Source organism: Variovorax sp. GW821-FHT09B01 (assembly GCF_059418345.1).
In genome coordinates, this window is sequence record NZ_JBWKPQ010000016.1 from 16055 (window position 1) to 34921 (window position 18867).

The 18867-nt window shown below is 69.9% G+C and carries 22 protein-coding genes; 10 read left to right on the forward strand and 12 right to left on the reverse strand.

What is annotated here, in order from left to right; translation table 11 throughout:
• Nucleotides 1–8 precede the first annotated feature (8 nt).
• The 4 genes from AC07RV_RS31740 to AC07RV_RS31755 all read left to right on the forward strand — a co-directional run bounded on the left by AC07RV_RS31740 (nucleotide 9) and on the right by AC07RV_RS31755 (nucleotide 4425).
• A complete protein-coding gene (locus AC07RV_RS31740) occupies nucleotides 9–716 on the forward strand; it encodes a response regulator (protein WP_093344346.1) in 708 nt (235 codons plus the stop codon).
• Complete coding sequence (locus tag AC07RV_RS31745) at nucleotides 676–2238, forward strand: sensor histidine kinase (protein ID WP_296785246.1); 1563 nt, start codon at nucleotides 676–678, stop codon at nucleotides 2236–2238. The genes AC07RV_RS31740 and AC07RV_RS31745 overlap by 41 nt, the downstream gene beginning before the upstream one ends.
• 101 nt (nucleotides 2239–2339) lie before the next feature.
• Nucleotides 2340–2861 (forward strand): tripartite tricarboxylate transporter TctB family protein, encoded by a 522-nt coding sequence (locus AC07RV_RS31750; protein WP_371268817.1) that lies wholly within the window; start codon nucleotides 2340–2342, stop codon nucleotides 2859–2861.
• Between the two features lie 4 nt (nucleotides 2862–2865).
• On the forward strand, nucleotides 2866–4425 hold the full coding sequence (locus AC07RV_RS31755) for a tripartite tricarboxylate transporter permease (RefSeq protein WP_296785243.1): 1560 nt from the start codon (nucleotides 2866–2868) through the stop codon (nucleotides 4423–4425).
• On the opposite strand, the gene AC07RV_RS31760 is transcribed toward AC07RV_RS31755, so the two are convergent.
• Nucleotides 4426–4839 (reverse strand): hypothetical protein, encoded by a 414-nt coding sequence (locus tag AC07RV_RS31760; protein ID WP_208512817.1) that lies wholly within the window; start codon nucleotides 4837–4839, stop codon nucleotides 4426–4428.
• 143 nt (nucleotides 4840–4982) lie between these two features.
• Here AC07RV_RS31760 and AC07RV_RS31765 point away from each other — a divergent pair, with 143 nt between their 5' ends.
• Nucleotides 4983–5450 carry a GNAT family N-acetyltransferase gene (locus tag AC07RV_RS31765; RefSeq protein ID WP_296785239.1) on the forward strand — a complete coding sequence of 156 codons (468 nt, stop codon included), beginning with the start codon at nucleotides 4983–4985 and terminating at the stop codon, nucleotides 5448–5450.
• Nucleotides 5451–5463: 13 nt separating this feature from the next.
• On the opposite strand, the gene AC07RV_RS31770 is transcribed toward AC07RV_RS31765, so the two are convergent.
• From AC07RV_RS31770 to AC07RV_RS31785, 4 genes are all read right to left on the reverse strand, one after another.
• On the reverse strand, nucleotides 5464–6393 hold the full coding sequence (locus AC07RV_RS31770; protein WP_296785236.1) for a pirin family protein: 930 nt from the start codon (nucleotides 6391–6393) through the stop codon (nucleotides 5464–5466).
• Nucleotides 6394–6444: 51 nt separating this feature from the next.
• Nucleotides 6445–6996 (reverse strand): flavodoxin family protein, encoded by a 552-nt coding sequence (locus tag AC07RV_RS31775; protein ID WP_208512818.1) that lies wholly within the window; start codon nucleotides 6994–6996, stop codon nucleotides 6445–6447.
• A gap of 37 nt (nucleotides 6997–7033) precedes the next feature.
• Entirely contained in the window at nucleotides 7034–7456 is a 423-nt protein-coding gene (locus tag AC07RV_RS31780) for a DoxX family protein (protein ID WP_296785233.1), read from the reverse strand.
• A 103-nt stretch (nucleotides 7457–7559) separates the two neighbouring features.
• Nucleotides 7560–8261 carry a pirin family protein gene (locus AC07RV_RS31785; protein WP_296785230.1) on the reverse strand — a complete coding sequence of 234 codons (702 nt, stop codon included), beginning with the start codon at nucleotides 8259–8261 and terminating at the stop codon, nucleotides 7560–7562.
• Nucleotides 8262–8426: 165 nt separating this feature from the next.
• On the opposite strand from AC07RV_RS31785, the gene AC07RV_RS31790 reads away from it, so the two are divergent.
• From AC07RV_RS31790 to trmB, 4 genes are all read left to right on the forward strand, one after another.
• Nucleotides 8427–9380 carry a LysR family transcriptional regulator gene (locus tag AC07RV_RS31790; protein ID WP_093344364.1) on the forward strand — a complete coding sequence of 318 codons (954 nt, stop codon included), beginning with the start codon at nucleotides 8427–8429 and terminating at the stop codon, nucleotides 9378–9380.
• Nucleotides 9381–9498: 118 nt separating this feature from the next.
• On the forward strand, nucleotides 9499–10617 hold the full coding sequence (locus AC07RV_RS31795; protein ID WP_296785227.1) for an NAD(P)/FAD-dependent oxidoreductase: 1119 nt from the start codon (nucleotides 9499–9501) through the stop codon (nucleotides 10615–10617).
• Nucleotides 10618–10657: 40 nt separating this feature from the next.
• Nucleotides 10658–11572, forward strand: a complete 915-nt coding sequence (gene gluQRS, locus AC07RV_RS31800) for a tRNA glutamyl-Q(34) synthetase GluQRS (RefSeq protein WP_296785225.1) — start codon at nucleotides 10658–10660, stop codon at nucleotides 11570–11572.
• Complete coding sequence (gene trmB, locus AC07RV_RS31805; RefSeq protein ID WP_296785224.1) at nucleotides 11569–12312, forward strand: tRNA (guanosine(46)-N7)-methyltransferase TrmB; 744 nt, start codon at nucleotides 11569–11571, stop codon at nucleotides 12310–12312. Before gluQRS ends, trmB begins: the two co-directional genes overlap by 4 nt.
• A gap of 13 nt (nucleotides 12313–12325) precedes the next feature.
• Here the strand turns inward: trmB and AC07RV_RS31810 are convergent, their stop codons facing one another.
• A complete protein-coding gene (locus AC07RV_RS31810; RefSeq protein ID WP_093344372.1) occupies nucleotides 12326–12799 on the reverse strand; it encodes an energy transducer TonB in 474 nt (157 codons plus the stop codon).
• Between the two features lie 84 nt (nucleotides 12800–12883).
• Between AC07RV_RS31810 and AC07RV_RS31815 the strand changes: the two genes are divergently transcribed.
• The gene (locus AC07RV_RS31815) at nucleotides 12884–14050 is read left to right on the forward strand and encodes an ABC transporter substrate-binding protein (protein ID WP_296785220.1); all 1167 of its coding nucleotides are present in this window, start codon (nucleotides 12884–12886) and stop codon (nucleotides 14048–14050) included.
• 4 nt (nucleotides 14051–14054) lie between these two features.
• Here the strand turns inward: AC07RV_RS31815 and AC07RV_RS31820 are convergent, their stop codons facing one another.
• The 6 genes from AC07RV_RS31820 to AC07RV_RS31845 form a co-directional block, all read right to left on the reverse strand.
• On the reverse strand, nucleotides 14055–14729 hold the full coding sequence (locus AC07RV_RS31820) for a helix-turn-helix domain-containing protein (RefSeq protein WP_296785216.1): 675 nt from the start codon (nucleotides 14727–14729) through the stop codon (nucleotides 14055–14057).
• A 76-nt stretch (nucleotides 14730–14805) separates the two neighbouring features.
• Nucleotides 14806–15210, reverse strand: a complete 405-nt coding sequence (locus AC07RV_RS31825) for a cupin domain-containing protein (protein WP_057597523.1) — start codon at nucleotides 15208–15210, stop codon at nucleotides 14806–14808.
• A gap of 116 nt (nucleotides 15211–15326) precedes the next feature.
• A complete protein-coding gene (locus tag AC07RV_RS31830) occupies nucleotides 15327–15938 on the reverse strand; it encodes a DJ-1/PfpI family protein (RefSeq protein WP_296785213.1) in 612 nt (203 codons plus the stop codon).
• Nucleotides 15939–15976: 38 nt separating this feature from the next.
• Nucleotides 15977–16303, reverse strand: a complete 327-nt coding sequence (locus AC07RV_RS31835) for a ferredoxin family protein (protein ID WP_296785211.1) — start codon at nucleotides 16301–16303, stop codon at nucleotides 15977–15979.
• Nucleotides 16304–16313: 10 nt separating this feature from the next.
• Entirely contained in the window at nucleotides 16314–17642 is a 1329-nt protein-coding gene (locus AC07RV_RS31840; protein WP_093344384.1) for an MFS transporter, read from the reverse strand.
• A gap of 338 nt (nucleotides 17643–17980) precedes the next feature.
• Nucleotides 17981–18859, reverse strand: a complete 879-nt coding sequence (locus AC07RV_RS31845) for a LysR family transcriptional regulator (RefSeq protein ID WP_296785209.1) — start codon at nucleotides 18857–18859, stop codon at nucleotides 17981–17983.
• Between the last annotated feature and the right edge of the window lie 8 nt (nucleotides 18860–18867).

An 18867-nucleotide genomic window follows, 5' to 3' on the forward strand; every position in this document is an offset into this window, starting at 1 on the left:
GCCCCGCGATGCGCATCCTGCTGGTGGAAGACGAACTGGACATGGCCTCCTGGCTGGTGCGCGCGCTCACGCAGAGCGGCTTCGTCACCGACCATGCGCCCGATGCGCGCACCGCCGAGGCCTTCATGGCCGGCACCGAGTACGACGCGGTAGTGCTCGACCTGCGGCTGCCCGACAAGCACGGCCTCGCGGTGCTGGCCGACATGCGCAATGCCGACGACCGCACGCCGGTGCTGATCCTCACCGCGCAGGGCGCGCTGCAGGACCGCGTGCGCGGTCTCCATCTTGGCGCCGACGATTTCCTCACCAAGCCCTTCGAGCTGGTCGAGCTCGAGGCGCGGCTGACCGCGCTGGTGCGGCGCAGCCGCGGCCGGCAGCATCCGCGGCTGCAGTGCGCCTCGCTGGCCTACGACGGCGAGAGCCATGCCTTCACGCTGCGCGGCACGCTGCTGGCGCTCACGCCGCGCGAGCACGCGGCCCTGAGCGCGCTGCTGATGCGCAGCGGCTCGCCGGTCGGCAAGTCGCAGCTGTTCGGCAAGGTGTTCACCAACGACAGCACCGCCGGACCCGATGCGATCGAGGTGGTGCTGCACCGGCTGCGGCGCAAGCTCGCCGACAGCGACGTGCGCATCGTCACCGTGCGCGGGCTGGGCTACATGCTCGAAGGCATCGCCGATGGACCCGCACGCGCCGCCGCCGTCTCCACCCCCCACTGAAAGCTGGCGCTTCGGCATCCGCGCGCGCCTGCTGGCGCTGCTGCTGCCGGGCATGGTCGCGCTGCTCGCGCTCGACAGCTGGAGCAACTACCAGGCGCTGACCGAGAGCCTGGTCGACGCCTACGACCAGAGCCTGCTCGAGCCCGTGCAGGCGCTGGCCAACGGCATCGTGGTCGCGAGCGACGGCAGCGTGCGCGTGCAGGAGGCCTTCTCGGTGCAGGCGATGTTCGAGTCGACCCACCTGCGCTACAAGTACCTGCACGTGGGCGCGGCGCCGCTGGCCAGGGGCGAGGCCGGCACCGAGGAGACGCTGATGGGCGTGCCCGACCTGCCCGCCCCGCCGCCGAAGACCGCCACCGGCGCCGACGACGCGCCGGTGTTCTACGACGCGGTCTACCAGCAGCACCCGGTGCGCGTGGCCGCGCTGCGCCAGACGGTCTACAACAGCCACGCGGGCAGTGCCTACACCGTGCTGATCCAGGCCGCCGAAGGCACCGGCCCGCGCCAGCGCGCGGTGGACGAATCGCTGCGCCAGGAACTGCTGCGCGCCGCACGCATGGTGCTGGTGATGGCCCTGCTGGTGTGGCTGGGCGTGGCCTGGACCTTGCGCCCGCTCGAGCGGCTGCGCCGCTCGCTGCGCGAGCGCGCGCGCGACGACATCAAGCCGCTCGACCCGGCCGGCGTGCCGCAGGAGGTGGTGCCGCTGGTCGACGCGGTCAACCACCACATCGGCCGCCATCGCCGCATGGTGGCCGAGCATTCGCAGTTCCTCGCCGATGCCTCGCACCAGCTGCGCACGCCGCTGGGCATCCTGTCGATCCAGGCCGGCTACGCGGTGCGCGAGACCGACCCCGAGCGCATGCGCGAATCGCTGCATGCGATCGTCGCGCAGCTTGCGCGCACGCGGCGCCTGAGCGAACAATTGCTGGCGCTCGCGCATGCGACGCACGAGGACGAGACCGAGGCCGCCGCGCCCGGGATCGTCGACCTCAACGCGATCGCGCGCGCGGTGGTGCTGCAGTACCTGCCGCTCGCGCGCGAGCACGACCAGGACCTGGGCTGGGTCGATGCGCGCGGCGACACCGCGGCCGACGGCCTCGCCGCGCCCGACGAGGAAGAGGACGCGGCATCGCCCGTGATCCCGGTGCGCGCCAACGCCGAGGAGCTGCACGAGCTGCTCGCGAACCTGGTGCACAACGCGATCAAGTACACACCGCGCGGCGGCAACATCACGGTGACGGTGCGGCGCGATGCCTCGCAGGCGCTGGCCGAGGTCTGCGACAGCGGCCCCGGCATCGCGCCCGAACGGCGTGCCAGCGTGTTCGAGCGCTTCCAGCGCGACCCGGCCTCGCATGGCGCGAACGCACCCGCGATGCAGGGCGCCGGCCTCGGCCTCACCATCGCGCGCGGCTATGCGCGGCGCAACGGCGGCGAGATCCTGCTCGACAGCGCCGACATGCCCGAGAGCGCCAACGGCGGCGGGCTGCGCGCGATCCTCCGATTGCCGCTTGCTCGTACGTGATAACACGTATTTTGGGCCTCGAAGGCCCTTGCAAGCGTGTTGCGAAAGGGGATTGAAAGGCCCGCTTCCTAGACTGCATTGCTTCAGCCCGAAGGAGACATATGCAGCACAGCACGGGTGGTGGCGCGGCCTCGCAGGCATCGCGCGCCCCATCGAAATTCAAGAAAGACTATTACGGCGGAGCCCTGATGGTGATCGTCGGACTGGCCGCCGCCTATGCCGGCTACGGCTATCGCGTCGGCGAACTCGCGCACATGGGACCGGGCTTCTTCCCGGTCGCGCTCGGGCTGCTGCTGGCCTTCATCGGCCTCTTGATGGTGATCTCGGCGCGCGGCCAGCAACCGGCGCCCGAGGCCGCCGTCTCGCACGGCCATCCCGCCGGCCTGCCCGACCTGCGCGGCTGCGTCTGCATCGTGCTGGGCATCCTGGCCTTCCTGCTGCTCGGCGAGTACGGCGGGCTGTTGCCCGCGACCTTCGCGATCGTGTTCATCTCGGCGCTCGGCGACCGCGACAACACGCTGCGCGAAGCGCTGCTGCTCGCGCTCGCGATGATGGCCATCGCGGTGGTGGTGTTCTGGTGGGCGCTGAGCCTGCAGTTGCCGCTGTTCCAGTGGGGAGGCTGAGACCATGATCGGACAATCGCTCCACGACCTCTGGTTCGGTTTCGGCGTCGCGTTCCAGGGCTCCAACCTGCTCTGGTCCTTCTTCGGCGTGCTGGTGGGCAACCTCATCGGCGTGCTGCCCGGCATGGGCGCGCTGCAGGCCATCTCGATCCTGCTGCCGCTCACCTACGTGATGCACCCGGTGCCCGCCATCCTGATGCTGGCCGGCATCTTCTACGGTTCGCAGTACGGCGGCGCGATCGGCGCCATCCTGATGAACATGCCCTCGCACCCGCCGCACGCGGTGACCTGCCTCGACGGCTACCCGATGACCAAGCAGGGCAAGGGTGGCGTGGCGCTCGGCGTGACGATGATCTCCTCGTTCTTCGCAGCCTCGGTGGGCATCGTGGTGATGATCTTCGCCTCGCCGCTGCTGGTGCAGATCGCGTTCAAGTTCGGCCCGACCGAGATCTTCTCGATCATGATGCTGGGCCTGCTCGCGGGCTCGACCATGTCGCGCGGCTCGGCGCTCAAGGGCGTGGCGATGACGGTGTTCGGCCTGCTGTGCGGCGTGGTCGGCACCGACGTCAACAGCGGCAGCTTCCGCTTCGCCTTCGACCTGCCCGAGCTCAGCGACGGCCTCGAGCTGGTCGCGATCTCGATGGGCCTGTTCGGCGTGGCCGACTTCCTGCTCAACGTGAACCGCATGAAGAGCATCGGCGACACCGGCACGCTCAAGCTCAGCGACATGCGCCCGAGCAAGGAAGAGCTCAAGCGCGCCTTCCCCGCGATGATCCGCGGCACCATCGTGGGCACGATCTTCGGCGCGATGCCGGGCACCGGCCCGACCATCACCACCTTCATCGCCTATGCGCTCGAGCGCAAGGTGTCGAAGACGCCCGCGGCCTTCGGCACCGGCATGATCGAAGGCGTGGCCGGGCCCGAGGCCTCGGCGCATTCGAAGACGCAGGTCGACTTCATCCCGACCATGAGCCTGGGCATCCCGGGCGACGCGGTGATGGCGCTGATCCTCGGCGCGCTGCTGATCCAGGGCATCCAGCCCGGCCCGCAGCTGATCACCGAGCACCCGGACATCTTCTGGGGCCTGATCGCCAGCTTCTGGATCGGCAACGTGATCCTGGTGGTGCTCAACGTGCCGCTGATCGGGGTCTGGGTGAAGCTGCTGAAGGTGCCCTACAAGTACCTGTTCCCGGCGGCGATGTTCTTCATCGCGGTGGGCGTGTTCAGCACGCAGAACAGCCTGTTCCAGATCTGGGAGGTGCTGGTGTTCGGCATCATCGGCGCGCTGCTGATGTCGCTCGAGTTCTCGGTCGCGCCGATCCTGCTGGGCTTCGTGCTCGGGCCGATGGTGGAGGAGAACTTCCGCCGCGCGCTGCTGCTCTCGCGCGGCGACATGTCGGTGTTCATCACGCGCCCGATCAGCGGTACCTTCATCGGGCTGTGCGTGCTGCTGCTGATCGGCGTGGGCTACTCGGCCTGGCGCGGCTCGCGCCGCAAGTCGCAGCTGCTGCCCGATGCGCCCGACGGTGCGCCACCGGCCGAAGCGGTGACGCTGGGCAAGTAGTTAGAGGCCTTCGGCGAAGGCCAGCACGCGGCGCCCGTCGGCCTCGGTGTAGACCGCGGCCGGCGTGAGCCCCACATAGCGGCCGCCCTCGTGCGGCCGCGCTTCCACCAGCTGGAAGCCCACCACCTCGCCCGACTTCACGTAGCGCGTCTCGATGTAGATGCCGGTCTGGCCGGCCTTGTTGATCGGCAGCTGCGCGACCGCCGCATAGTCCTCGGCCTTGAGCAGCGCGGTCAGGCGGTCCTTGAGGTGGAAGTCGTACCAGGCCTGCTTGTAGATCTGCGACTCGCCGGTCTTCACGTGCTTGAGCATCACCAGCAGCTTGCGCTGGAACAGCTTGAGTTCCTTCATCAGGAATTCGAACAGGTCGCCGTACTCGCCCGGTGCCGTTTCCGGCGTCTTCTGAATGGCCATCTCGCCTCGCTCGCTTTCTTCAACGTCGTTGTGGTTGTGGGTCGCGAGGCCGGTGTTCCCTCCCCCGCGGCGGGCGCACTTTACTATCGGACGATGGCATTTCGCGCCGCCTGGCGCGCGAACGATGCAACAGAGTTTCACAAGTGAACCCAATAGTTTTCAGAACCGCGACACGCGCCGACCTGGCCGCCATCGTCGCCCTGCTCGCCGACGATCCGCTGGGCCGCGAACGCGAGGCCGCGGGTGCTTCACCCGATGCCGTCGATGCGCGCTACGTCGCCGCCTTCGAGGCCATCGCGGCCGATGCGAACCAGCAACTGGTGGTGGTGGCCGAGGGCGACACGGTGGTCGGCACGCTGCAGCTCTCGTTCATTCCGGGCATCGCGCGCCAGGGCGCATGGCGCGGCCAGATCGAGGCCGTGCGCATCGCGGCGCAGCGGCGCGATGCGGGGCTGGGCCAGCGGATGTTCGAGTGGGCGATCGCGCGCTGCCGCGAGCGGGGCTGCACCCTGGTGCAGCTCACGACCGACAAGCGCCGGCCCGATGCCCATCGCTTCTACGAGAAGCTGGGCTTCGTGGCGAGCCACGAGGGCTACAAGCTCACGCTGTAGCCGCGCAACGCGCTCAGGTGGGCGTGCTGCCCGTGTCGGGCTCGCGCACGCCGAAGGGCTTGCCCGGCAGCGGGATGAACTCGGTCTCGCCGGGCACGTGGCCCATGCGCTGCGCGGCCCAGTCCTCGCCGGCCTGCAGGATGCGTTCGCGCCGGCTCGAGACGAAGTTCCAGGTGATGTAGCGCGGACCGTCGAGCGGCTCGCCGCCGATCACCACCAGCCGCACCGGCGCGGTCACGGGTGCCGTGAGGTTGGCACCCTGCCCGTCGGCCAGCACCGCCATGGTGTGCATCGGTGCCACGACGCCGTCGATGCCGACGTCGCCATCGATCGGGTAGACCGCGAGCTCGGGCGCCAGCGCGGGCAGCGCGAAGCTCGCGCCGGCCGGCAGGGCGATGTCGAGGTAGACGGTCTGCGAGAAGGTCGTGACCGGCGAGCGCACGCCGAAGGCCTCGCCCACCAGCACGCGCACGCCCACGCCCTGCTCGAACAGGGCAGGAATGGCGTCGGACGCGGTGTGCTCGAAGCTGGGCTCGACCTCTTCATGGGCCTGCGGCAGCGCGGCCCACAGCTGCAGGCCGTGATTGACGAAGCTCTCGGCCAGCAGGCGCTCGGGCTTGCGCTCGGAGTGCACGATGCCGCGGCCCGAGGTCATCCAGTTGATGGCGCCCGGCAGGATCTCCTGCACGCTGCCGATGCTGTCGCGGTGCATCATCGCGCCCTCGAACAGGTAGGTGACGGTGGCCAGGCCGATGTGCGGATGCGGGCGCACGTCGTGCGAGTTGCCCGGCTGCTCGGTGGCCGGGCCGAAATGGTCGAAGAACACGAAGGGGCCGACCGAGCGGCGCACGGCCGCGGGCAGCAGGCGCCGCACGTTGAAGCCGCCCCCCAGGTCCTTGTCATGCGGTTGCAGCAAACGGGTGGTGGGGGTGGCGTCGGTCATCGTGTTCTCTCCGTGGGTGCCCCGGGCCGGGGCGGCCCGCGCAGGCGGTGGTCAGCCGCGCGATCTTGCCACCGCGGCCACGCGCTCGCCGAAAGACCGCGCGGTGTCGAGGTCACCGCGGGGGATCTCGGCCGGGCTCGCGTCCGAGGGCGACTGCGTCAGCAGGCCGCCGTAGCCGCCGATGTAGTTGGTCGAGTCGCGCGTGGCGGCCTTGTTGTTGGTCGGCAGGATGCCCATGCTGACCCAGATGCCGCTGTGCTGCATCGCGAGCGTCCAGAGGTAGGTCATGGTCGTGACCTTGTCGCCGTTGATGGTGGCGCTGTTGGTGAAGCCGGCGAACAGCTTGTCCTTCCAGCCCTGCGTGTACCAGACCTTCGACGATGCATCGGCGAATTTCTTGAACTGCCAGCTCACGCCGCCCATGTAGGTGGGCGAGCCGAAGATGATCGCGTCGGCCGCGGCCAGGGTTTCCCAGCCGCCCTCGGGCAGGTTGCCGTCGGCGTCGATGGCGAGCAGTTGCGCGCCGGCGCCGTCGGCCACGGCCTGCGCCACGCGCTGGGTATGGCCGTAGCCGGAATGGAAGACGATGACGATGTTGGCCATGTTCGGTTGCTCCTCGTGGTGGATGGGTGGGCGCGGCTCAGCGCTTGTCGATGCTGAAGCGGCCCGGGCCGAAGGCGGCGAAGGCGAGCAGGCCGCCGGCGATGGCCATGTTCTTGTTGAAGTTGATCTGCTGCATCATCTTCATCGCATCGGGCACGGCCCAGTACTTGTGGAAGAACAGCGCGGTCACGACGGTGAAGATGGCCATGACGATCGCGGTCCAGCGGGTCTTGAAGCCCAGCAGCAGCGCGATGCCCAGGCCGAGTTCGATGACGATCGCGACCGCGGCCGCCACCTCGGGCAGCGGCAGGCCGGCCGAGGTGATGTAGCCCACGGTGCCGCCGAAGCCCATGAGCTTGCCGATGCCGGCCGGGATGAACAGGTAGGCGATCAGGATGCGGCCGATCAGCGCGAGCGTGTCCTGCGCGCCATTGGGGGTTGCGGTGGTGGTGGTGGTCATTGCTGGGAACTCCTCTGTGGTTGTGGATGGGAAACGGGGAAAAACAAGGAGGGTGAGCAGGAAGACGCGCCCCGCGGACAGGGCGCCTCCCCTTCTACACCGCTCAGGCGGCCAGGTCGAACACCAGCACCTCGGCGTCCTTGCCGGCGGCCAGCGTCAATTGCGATTCGCCTTCGAGCATCGCGGCATCGCCGCCCAGGAGCTTCTGGCCATTCACTTCGAGCTCGCCGCGCACCAGGTGCACATAGCTCTTTCGCGTCGGGTCGAGCACTAGGCTGGCCTGCTCTTCGCCGTCGAGCAGACCCGCGAAGAGGCGCGCATCGGCATGCACCGTCACCGAGCCGTCGCTGCCGTCGGGCGAAGCCACGAGACGCAGCTTGCCGCGCTTCTCGGCGTTGCTGAACTGCTTCTGCTCGTAGCCCGGCTCGATGCCGCGCACATTGGGCTGGATCCAGATCTGCAGGAAGTGCGTGGTCTCGTCGGCCTTGTGGTTGAACTCGCTGTGCATCACGCCGCGGCCGGCGCTCATGCGCTGCACGTCGCCCGGCGGGATCGATTCCACGTTGCCCATGCTGTCCTTGTGCGCCAGCTCGCCCGAGAGCACGTAGCTGATGATCTCCATGTCCTTGTGGCCATGGGTGCCGAAGCCGGCACCGGCGGCCACGCGGTCCTCGTTGATCACGCGCAGGTTGCCGAAGCCCATGTGGGCCGGGTCGTAGTAGTTGGCGAAGGAAAAGCTGTGGAACGAGCGCAGCCAGCCGTGGTCGGCATAACCGCGTTCCTGGGATTTACGGACTTGCAACATCGTCGGACTCCTTGGGCCGGGCCCCGTGGGGGAAACCTTCGGCCTTCTTCGTATGCCGCGCCGGATGCGCAGCGGATGGGAAGAACTTTAGGCCCGCGCCCCCGAGGGAAAAGCGCCGCGCTTTGATGGCATCATTCAAATTTTTTGAATGATGGAGCCGCGACCATGCCCAGCCCCCGCGACGTGCTGACCCCCGATGCGCTCGCCATGCTGCAGACCGTGGCCCACACCGGCAGCTTCGCCGCGGCGGCGCGCGCGCTCGACCTCGTGCCCAGCGCGCTGAGCTACCGCGTGCGCCAGATCGAGGACGCGCTCGACGTGCTGCTGTTCGACCGCAGCGCGCGGCAGGCGAAATTGACCGAGGCCGGCGCCGAACTGCTGCGCGAGGCGGCGCGGCTGCTGGGCGAGATCGACGCGGTGGCCAACCGCGTGAAGCGCGTGGCCACCGGCTGGGAGCCGATGCTCACGATCGCGGTCGACAGCGTGATCGCGCGCGATCCGCTGCTCGACCTCGCCACCGCTTTCTTCGCGCTCGAGCCGCCGACGCGCCTGAAGCTGCGCGACGAGACCCTGCTCGGCACCATCGAGGCGCTGACCAGCGGCGAGGCCGACCTCGCGATCGGCGCGGTGCTCGATGCCGCCAGCCTGGCCCTGACCGCCACCGGCCTGCGCAGCCGGCCGCTGGGCACCTTGCGCTTCGTCTATGCGATGGCGCCGCACCATCCGCTCGCGCGGCTCGAGGAGCCCCTGAGCGACGCGGTGCTGCGCCAGTACCGTGCCGTGGCCGCGGCCGACTCGGCGCGCAGCAGTCCCGGCCTCACGGTCAACCTGGTCGGCGGGCAGGACGTGCTGACGGTGCCGACCATGCAGGCCAAGCTCGCGGCGCAGCTGCACGGCCTGGGCGGCGGCTTCCTGCCCGAGCCGATGGCGCGTCCCTACATCGAGGCCGGCCACCTGGTCGAGCGCCGCACCGAACGCCAGCCGCCGCTGGGCACCATGCACTGCGCCTGGCGCGTGCGCGCGGCCGGCAAGCCCGGGCGCGCGCTCGAATGGTGGCTCGCGCAGTTCGAGCACGAGGGCACGCGGCTCGCGCTGCTCGAACGCCATCGCGGCCGCTGATGCCCGCGCGGCGCGCATCGTCGTTTGCCCCAGGGTGGCTGCGGCGCGCGCGAAGACCGGGTTAGAGTCGGCGCAGCATCCAACCGTCTTCACCTCGTCACAAGAAAAGGGTCCAGCAATGACCACTCGTCCTCGCGCCAAGGCAGACCGCCACCGAACCCCGGCCCCCTCCCCCGACACAGCCCCCGACACGGCCTCCGCCGCCGCACCGCGCCACTACGCCGTCGTCGGCGCCGGCATGGCCGGCGTGGCCTGCGCGCGCACGCTGGTGCAGGCCGGCCACCGCGTCACGCTGTTCGAGCGCGGCGACGGGGCGGGCGGCCGCATGGCCAGCGTCGACACCGCCTTCGGCCGCTTCGACAGCGGCGCGCAGTACTTCACCGTGCGCGACGCGCGCTTCGCGCTGGCGCTCGAGACCGTGCCCGGCCTGTGCCGGCGCTGGAGCGCCAACCTCGTGCGCGTGCTCGATGCCCACGGCCGCGTGGCCGAGGCCGCGCTGCCCTCGCTCGAATCGCACTGGGTGGCCCAGCCCGGCATGGACTCGCTGGTGGCGCAATGGGCCCGGCCGCTGGGCGACAGCCTGGTCACCGGCACGCAGGTCACGCGCATCGAGCCCGACGCGCTCGATGCCGCGCGCTGGCAGCTGCGCACCGCCGGTGCCGGCGACTCGCAGCGCGTGTACTCGGGCTTCGACGCGGTGCTGCTCGCGGTGCCGCCTTCGCGCGCCCGCGCGCTGCTCGAGGACGGCAAGCTGTCGCGCACCATCAGCCGCCAGGTCGAACCCGTGCGCATCGCGCCGTGCTGGACGCTGATGATCGCCTTCCCGCAGGCCAACCAGCCGACCATGTCGCACCTCGGCCCGCAATGGAATGCCGCGCGCAGCACGCACCACCGCGTGGCCTGGCTGGCGCGCGAATCGTCCAAGCCCGGCCGCGAACGCATCGAGCGCTGGACCCTGCAGGCCAGCGCCACCTGGTCGCAGGAACACCTGCGCGACGACGCGCCGCGCATCGAGGCCAAGCTGCTGCGCGCCTTCTCCGAGATCACCGGCATCCATGCCACGCCGGCCCATGCACAGGCGCTGTGCTGGGCCGAGGCCCAGACCCAGGTGCCGGTGGGCCAGAGCCACCTGTGGGACGCCAAGGCGCGCATCGGCGTGGCCGGCGACTGGTGCATCGGGCATCGCGTCGAGGACGCCTTCGTCTCGGGCCTGTCGCTCGCGCTCGCGGCGCTGTAGTTCGCGTTCCGGGGCCGGCCGCGGCCCCTTGCTGTTCTTCATGCCTCCCGTCGGCCGCTTCGCTCCCTCGCCCACCGGCCCGCTGCACGCGGGCTCGCTGGTCGCCGCGCTCGCGAGCTGGCTCGACGTGCGTGCGCGCGGCCCGCAGGCGCGCTGGCTGGTGCGCATCGAGGACGCCGACACCGAGCGCTGCCTGCCGGGCATGGGCGAGCGCATCCTGCGCCAGCTGGCCGACTGCGCGCTGATCCCCGACGAGGAGCCCGTGTGGCAGACCGCGCGCAGCGCGCGCTACGAGGCCGCGCTGGCGCGCCTGCGCGAACGCGGCCTCGCCTACCCCTGCGGCTGCTCGCGCAAGGACATCGACGCCGCGCTCGCGCGCCTGGGCCAGCAGCACGAGCGCCATGGCGAACGCGTCTACCCCGGCACTTGCCGCGACGGCCTGCATGGCAAGCCCGCGCGCGCCTGGCGCTTCGCCACGCAGAAGTTCGAGGCCGCGGCGCCGGGCGAGCTCCACTGGACCGACCGCCGCCTCGGCGATCAAAGCCAGGACGTGGGCCGCGAGGTCGGCGATTTCGTGCTGCGCCGTGCCGATGGCCCCTGGGCCTACCAGCTCGCGGTGGTGGTCGACGATGCCGACCAGGGCGTGAGCGACGTGGTGCGCGGCGAGGACCTGGCCGACAACACGGCACGCCAGATCCTGCTGCAGCGCGCGCTCGGCCTGCCGACGCCGCGCTACCTGCACACGCCGCTGGTGCGCGGCGCCGACGGCCACAAGCTCTCGAAGCAGAACGGCGCGGCGGCCTTCGACACCTCGACGCCCGAGGCCGCGCGCGCCGCGCTCGATGCGGCCGCGCGCGTGCTCGGCCTGGGCCCCGCTCGCGGTGCTTCGTGCGCCGAGGCGCTGGCCGGCTGGGTGCCCGCATGGCGCGCTCTCTACAATTCGCGGCCGCAATGACCTTTCCCGACACCGTGTCCCACGACCTTCCGCCCGCCGACGACGACGCAGGCGACAGCACCTCGCCCCATCCGCTGCACCGCCGCCTCAAGAGCTTCGTGAAGCGCGGCGGCCGCACCACCGACGGCCAGGCACGCGCCTTCGCCGAGCTGGGCCCGCTGTTCCTGCTGCCCTACCGCGAGGAGACGCTGGACCTGGCCGCGGCCTTCGGCCGCGAGGCGCCGACCGTGCTCGAGATCGGCTTCGGCATGGGCGAGGCCACGGCCCACATCGCGACCGTGCGGCCCGACACCAACTTCCTCTGCTGCGAGGTGCACGAGCCCGGCGTGGGCGCGCTGCTCAAGCGCATCGGCGAGCAGGCCATCCCCAACATCCGCATCTGCGCGCACGATGCCGTCGAGGTGCTCGACCACATGCTGCAGTCCGCCACGCTGGCCGGCGTGCACGTGTTCTTTCCTGATCCCTGGCACAAGAAGCGCCACAACAAGCGCCGGCTGATCCAGGCCGAGTTCGTGACCAAGCTCGCGCAGCACCTGCGCCCCGGCGGCTACATCCACTGCGCCACCGACTGGCAGCCCTATGCCGAGCAGATGCTCGAGGTGCTGTCGGCCGAGCCGCTGCTGCGCAACACCGCCGCCGACTACGCGCCCAAGCCCGATTACCGGCCGCTGACCAAGTTCGAGAACCGCGGCCTCAAGCTGGGCCACGGGGTCTGGGACCTGGTGTTCGAGCGCGCCTGAGCGCGCGCCTGCGTCAGTCCTCGACCACGAAGCGGAACGGCAGCCGCATCGCGCTGCGCAGGCCCTGGCCGTTCGCGTCGCGCGCCGGCTCGAAGCGCCAGGCTTCGAGGGACTTCGTCACCACCTGCGACAGCAGCGGATGCGGCGAGCTGACGATCCGGATCCGGTCGGCGCGCCCCTCGGGGTTCACGTCGAAGGCCGCGACCACCGTGCCCGCCACGCCCTGCTCGGCCAGTTGCGAGGGATAGCTCGGGATCGAGCGCTGCAGCACGCGCGCATCGGACACCGGCGCTGGCTGCCGCGCCGGTGTCGGATCCGCCATGGGCGGAGGCGCGATCGTGGGCGGCGCGGCGATCTCCAGCGTCGGCGTCCCGGTCCCGCCCTGCGAGAAGTCGGCCTCCTGCGCCTGTGGCGCCCTGTTCCGGGCCAGGTCGGTGCAACCGGCCACCACGGCACATCCCAGTGCCAGCACAGCGATCTTGTTCATGCCGGCGATTCTGCAGTGCGCAAAACTTCCCGCCGGGCATCCAAATTGCTACACTTTTTTACTATTTTGAGCAAAGGGTGTCCGATGAACGACGCACGCAGACAGTGGCTGATCAAGACGGGCGCCCTGTTGGCCCTGGGCACGGCCGGGCCGCGCGCGTTCGCGCAGGCCACCCGCGCGGCCGCGGCCGGCGGCGCCCGCGTGGTGCTGCTGGGCCAGTCGGTGCCGCTGACCGGCACGGCCGGCGAGATCGGCCTGGCCTTCGCGGCCGGCAGCCGGCTCGCGGTGAGCGACTTCAACGAACGCAATGCCGCCAGCGGCCTGCAGCTCAAGCTGCTGCAGCTCGACGACGGCTACGACGCGAGCCGCGCGGCGGCCAACGCCCGCACCCTGCTGTCGCGCGACAAGGCCGACATGCTGTTCGGCTTCGTCGGCACCGCCAGCAGCAATGCCGGCGCCGAGGTCGCCACCCAGCAGGGCAGCCTGCTGTTCGCGCCCTTCGCGGCCTCGGACACCTTGCGCGGCCCCGCGCATCCCAACGTGTTCCATGTGCGCCCCGGCATGATCGACGAGGCGCTGAAGATCGTGCGCCAGTGCGCCACCGTGGGGCAGACCCGCATCGCGCTGGTCGGCGACGACGATGCGATGGGCCATGCCGGCCTCGCGGCGGTGCAGCAGGCCGTGAGCGAACTCAAGCTGCCGCCGCTGGTCGCCACCGCGCTGGTGCCCGCGGGCGGCGGCAAGCCGCTCGAGGATGCGCTCAAGGCCGTGCAGAAGCCCTCGCCCCAGGCCATCGTGCTGGTGTCGCTCTCGGGCACCACGGCCAATGCCATCCGCGCGCTGCGCAAGAGCGGCTACACCGGCAGCTTCATGGCCTTCTCGATCGTGGGCATCGACCCGCTCTACGCCGAGCTCGGCAAGGACATCGGCGGCATCGTGATCTCGCAGGTCGTGCCCTCGCCGCGGCCCTCGGCGATCCCGATCGTCAAGGAGTACCGCGCCGCGGTCGACAACTCCGACCAGGCGCCCTCGTACGAGGGCCTCGAGGGCTTCATCGCCGCCAAGACCGTGGGCGAGGCGGTGCGCCGCGCGGGCCGCGGCTTCACGCCGCAGAGCCTGCAGCGCGTGATGAGCGCGATGACCGACTACGACGTCGGCGGCTTCCGCATCAACCTGCGCCCGGGCCTGCGCGACAACGTGCGCAGCATCGACCTGATCAGCATCTCGGCCGACGGACGCGTTCTGCGCTGAGGCTTCAAGCCAGGTTCGGGTGGTAGCCCACGGGCGAATAGATCACCACCAGCGCCGTGGCCGGCCCCGCGAGCGCATGCCCGCGGTGCGGGATGCGCGCGTCGAAATGCAGCGTGTCGCCGGGTTCGAGGATGAACTTGTCGACCCCGACCTGCCACTCCACGCGGCCCGTGAGCACATGCATCATCTCCTCGCCCTCGTGCTCGAAGAACACGAACTTGTCGACCTTGTCGGGGAAGGTGAACAGGAAAGGCTGCAGCGCGCGGTCGGTGGTCGCGTCGGTCAGCGCGAAGTAGTCGTAGCCGAAGGCGCTGCCGCCCATCACGGTCGGGCGCTTGTCGGCATGCCGCACCAGGCTCACGCCGCGCCAGCTCTGCTGCGCGTGCGTGTTGTCGGTCAGCAGGCTCGCGGCCTCGATGCCCAGCACGCTCGCGATGCGCGCCAGCGAGCCGATCGGCGGCACCTTCTGGCCGCTCTCGATGCGCGAGAGATAGGCCTTGCCGAAGCCGGCTTGCTCGGCCAGCGCCGCGAGCGTGAGGCCCGCCTCGAGGCGCCGCTGCTTGAGGCGCACGCCGAGGTCCACATGGGCCGGCACCTCGGCGGGGGCCGCTGCAACGGCGGCAGCGGCGGGGGCCGCCGCACGCTTGGGCGCGCGGGCGGTTTTCTTTGAAGCAACCATGCTCCGAATTTAACGGAACCGGTTTACCCGCCGGCACAACCGGTTGCCCGGATGGCCGGCACCGCGCAGGAAGAACTCAGTTCTTGTCGGCTTCGAAACCCGCCGCGTTGAAGAACACATTGGGCTTGCGATAGATCGCGAGGATGGTGCAGCCTTCGTCCGAGCGCGTCTCGTGCAGCGAGCCCGGCTGGCGCCAGACGAACTGGCCCGCGCGGCAGATGCCGTCGTGGTCCGAGAACGAACCCTCGAGCACCCAGCTCTGCTCGATCTCGGGATGCTTGTGGAACGGCAGCACCGCGCCGGGTTCCCACTTGAGCAGCACCGTCATCTCGCCCGATGCGTCGTTGCGGTAGAGCACCTTCATCTGGATCTTCGGAAACTGCGAGGGCCGCCATTCGAGCGTGGCGGGATCGACGTAGACGGAACCACCGATGGTGGGTTGCAGCTTGCCGGAGAGGCGTTCCTTGAAGACGGCGGACATGGTGTTTGACTCCTGTGGATGAATGGATGGGTGGGGACGGGGGACATCGCCGCAGCGGGTGGATTCGATTCTAGATCGAAGTTTCCCATTGGACAACTTTTGAAAATCGAAAGCGCTCAGCCCGCGAAGCGCAGCCGGTTGGCCTCGCGCGCGGCGCCGTATTCCATGATCCGGGCCACCTCGGCCGCGGGTGCGGGGCCGAAGCGTTTCTCGATCAGGTACAGCACGGCGTCGATGCACAGCGTGACGCCGCCGCCGGTGACCACGCGGCCGTTGTCGACCACGAGCGCGGGCTCGGTGCGGATCGCCGGATAGCGTTGCCGCAGCTCATCGAGCGGCGAGGTCTCGGGTGGCACCACCTCGAACTTGGTGGTCGCGCGCAGGCCGTCGAGCACGCCGGCCTCGGCCAGGATCATTGCGCCGGTGCAGACCGAGCAGACCAGCGCTTCGGGCGCCACGCGGCGCACGAACTCGAGCACGCGCGCGTCCTGCGAGGCGGCGCGCCAGCCGGGCCCGCCGGGCACCAGCAGCACGTCGACCTCGCGCACCTCCTCGAAGCTCTTGTTCGGCAGCACCTGCAGCCCGTTGGCGAGCGTGACCGGCGCGCGGTCGAAGGACACGGCCTGGTAGCCGAGCTCGGGGATCACGCGCCGCGCCATCGAGACCACGCCGATGGCGGCGAGGTCGACGGGCTCGATGCCCTCGTAGAGCAGGAAGGTCATGTGCATTCGCGGGTCTTTCGTTCTGGATGAAAAGGCGTTGGGGTTCATGGCTCGAGGATCAGGCGCTCGCGCTTGGCCGTGTCGAAGGCATGCGCGTCGGCATCGGCCAGCGGCCGGGTGTCGACCGCCACCGGCCACTGCGCCGCGAGCCGCGCATTGAGCGCGATCCAGTCGCGCTGGTCGGGCGCGAGGTCGGCCGCGGGATGGATCGCCTGCACCGGGCACACCATCTCGCACAGGCCGCAGTTGGCGCAGGCGCGCGGATCGATGACCACGAAGTTCGGTCCTTCGTGGAAGGCGTTCTGCGGGCACACCGACACGCACTCGCCATAGCGGCATGCGATGCAGGCTTCGGTCACGACGAAGGTCATGCGGCCGCGCTCAGAAGTTGCGCACCGAGTCGTCGCGCGTCTCGTGCGCGAAGAAGGCCGCCACCAGGGTCACGCAGGCCAGGCCGATCAGCATGATCGACACGCCCGCGGTGCCGCCGAGCTTGCCCACCAGCAGGGTGGCGAGGATCGGCGCCAGCCCGCCGCCGAGCGCGGCCGACACCTGGAAGCCGAACGAGGCGCCGGTGTAGCGCACGCGCGCACCGAAGAGCTCGGGAAAGTAGGTGGCCTGCGGGCCGAACATCAGGCCGTGGCCGAAGCTCAGCGCCACCGCGGTCGCGGCGATGATGATCCACGGATCGCGCGTGTCCACCAGCCAGAACAGCGGGAACGCGAAGACGATGGTGAAGAGCGTGCCCGCGAAGTAGAACGGGCGGCGGCCGATGATGTCCGACAGCCAGCCGAACAGCGGAATCGTCACCACCTCGATCGCCGCCGCGACCATGATCGCGTTGAGCAGCATCTCCTTGGGCAGGCCGAGGTTCTTGGTCGCGTAGACCACCATGAACACCGTGAGCATGTAGACCCACGAGACCTCGCAGATCTTCAGGCCCACCGCGATCAGGAAGTTCTTCGGGTCGCGGAACACGGCCTCGGCGAAGGGGTTGCGCGCGATCTCCTTCTTGGCCTTCATCTCGAGGAACACCGGCGACTCCGACACCCGCGTGCGGATGAAGGCACCGAGCGCCACCAGCACCACGCTCAGCAGGAAGGGCACGCGCCAGCCCCAGGCCATGAAGTCCTCCTCGGGCAAGGTCGACACCATCGAGTAGACACCGGCCGACAGGATCAGGCCGATCGGGAAACCGACCTGCACCAGGCTGCCGCAGAGCCCGCGCCGGCGCTTCGGCGCATGCTCGAGCACCATCAGCGCCGCCCCGCCCCACTCGCCGCCCAGGCCGATGCCCTGCACGATGCGCAGCACGATCAAGAGGATCGGCGCCCAGACGCCGATCTGCTGGTAGGTCGGCAGCAGGCCGATGGCGAAGGTGCCGAGCCCCATGATCGCGAGCGTCAGCAGCAGCATCGACTTGCGGCCCAGCCGGTCGCCGAAGTAGCCGAACACCGCGCCGCCGAAGGGCCGCGCGAAGAAGCCCACGGCCGCGCTGCCCAGTGCGGCCAGCGTGCCCATCAGCGGGTCGTCGGCGGGAAAGAAGATCTTGTTGAAGACCAGCGCGGCGGCGGTGCCGTAGATCAGGAAGTCGTACCACTCGATGATGGTTCCGACCGAGCTGGCGAACACGACACGGCTGACTTCGGAGCTGTCGGTCTCGGCCGACCGTCCCTCCTGGGCCAGCGCGGGATTGGCGGGGTGATTCATGGTGGTGGCTCTCCGATGCGAGGTTGATGGCTCTGCTGACGGGGACCGCCCGCCTCGGGGGCGGTGGCGGCGTGGGTTGCCCGTTTTCGTGCACGGGCGGTGAAGCTGCGCGAAGATTAGTTTTGTTTCCCAATGGGAAACATATCGCTTTCCCTGAGAAGCAAAATCCATCATTTCAGGGGTAAGTCCTGTATCAGGAGTTGCCCAAGATTGGTGAATAAGTTTCCCATCGGGCGACTTCTTCGCAAGAGCCATGCCACCGGACAGGCGTGCGCAGGCCGCCGCCCGCGGGCGGAATGCATCGGTTCAGGAAGGTCGGGGCGAAGCCGCGCAGCGGCTCAGGCCGTGCTGTCGAGCAGCAGCTCCGCGAAGCGCTGCTGCACGTAGCGCGCGGTGGCGCCCAGCGGCCGCCCCTGCAGCCACAGCATGCGCACCGACAGCCGCGGCAGTGCCAGCGCGGGGCACGGCAGTTCCTTGAGGGCCTGGCGGTAGCCCTCGTAGTGCGCGATGTTGACGGGCAGCACGGCCCATCCGAGCTTGTCGGCCACCATCTCGGCCGTGCTGTAGAAGCTGTCGGAGCGCCACACGCGCGGGCTGTAGGCCACCTCGTGCACGTCGTCCGCATGCATCAGCAGCTGCCGGTGCCCGACCAGGTCCTTGCGCCGCACGGTGCGGCCATCGGCCAGCGGATGGTCGACCGCCACGAACACGCCCTGCGGCACGCTGCCGATGCGGCGCAGCTCGAAGCAGGCGCGCGCCGGGCCGCGGTCGAAATGGAAGGCCACGCTCGCGCGCTCCTGCTCTACGTAGTCGGCCACCTCGGTGGCGGTGCCGTTGAGCAGCGTGAGCTCGAGGTTCGGGTACTTCACCGAGATCTCGCGCAACAGCGTGGCGATGGCGGTGTACGGCAGCGCCTCGTCGAAGGCCATCGAGAGCGCGGCCTCGCTGCCGTCGTGCAACGAACGCGCGCGCTGGTCGAGCTGCTCGGCCTGGCGCAACAGCTCGCGCGCCTCGAGCAGCAGCACCTGCCCCGCCTCGGACAGCTGCGCATTGCGCCGCGAGCGATCGAACAGCGCCACGCCGAGGTCGGCCTCGAGCAGGCCGATGGCCGTGCTCACGGCCGACTGCGCCTTGCCGAGCCGGCGCGCGGCCGCCGAGAACGAGCCGCAGTCGGCGGTGGTGACGAACTGGCGCAACTGGTCGACGGTCCATTCCATGGCACGGC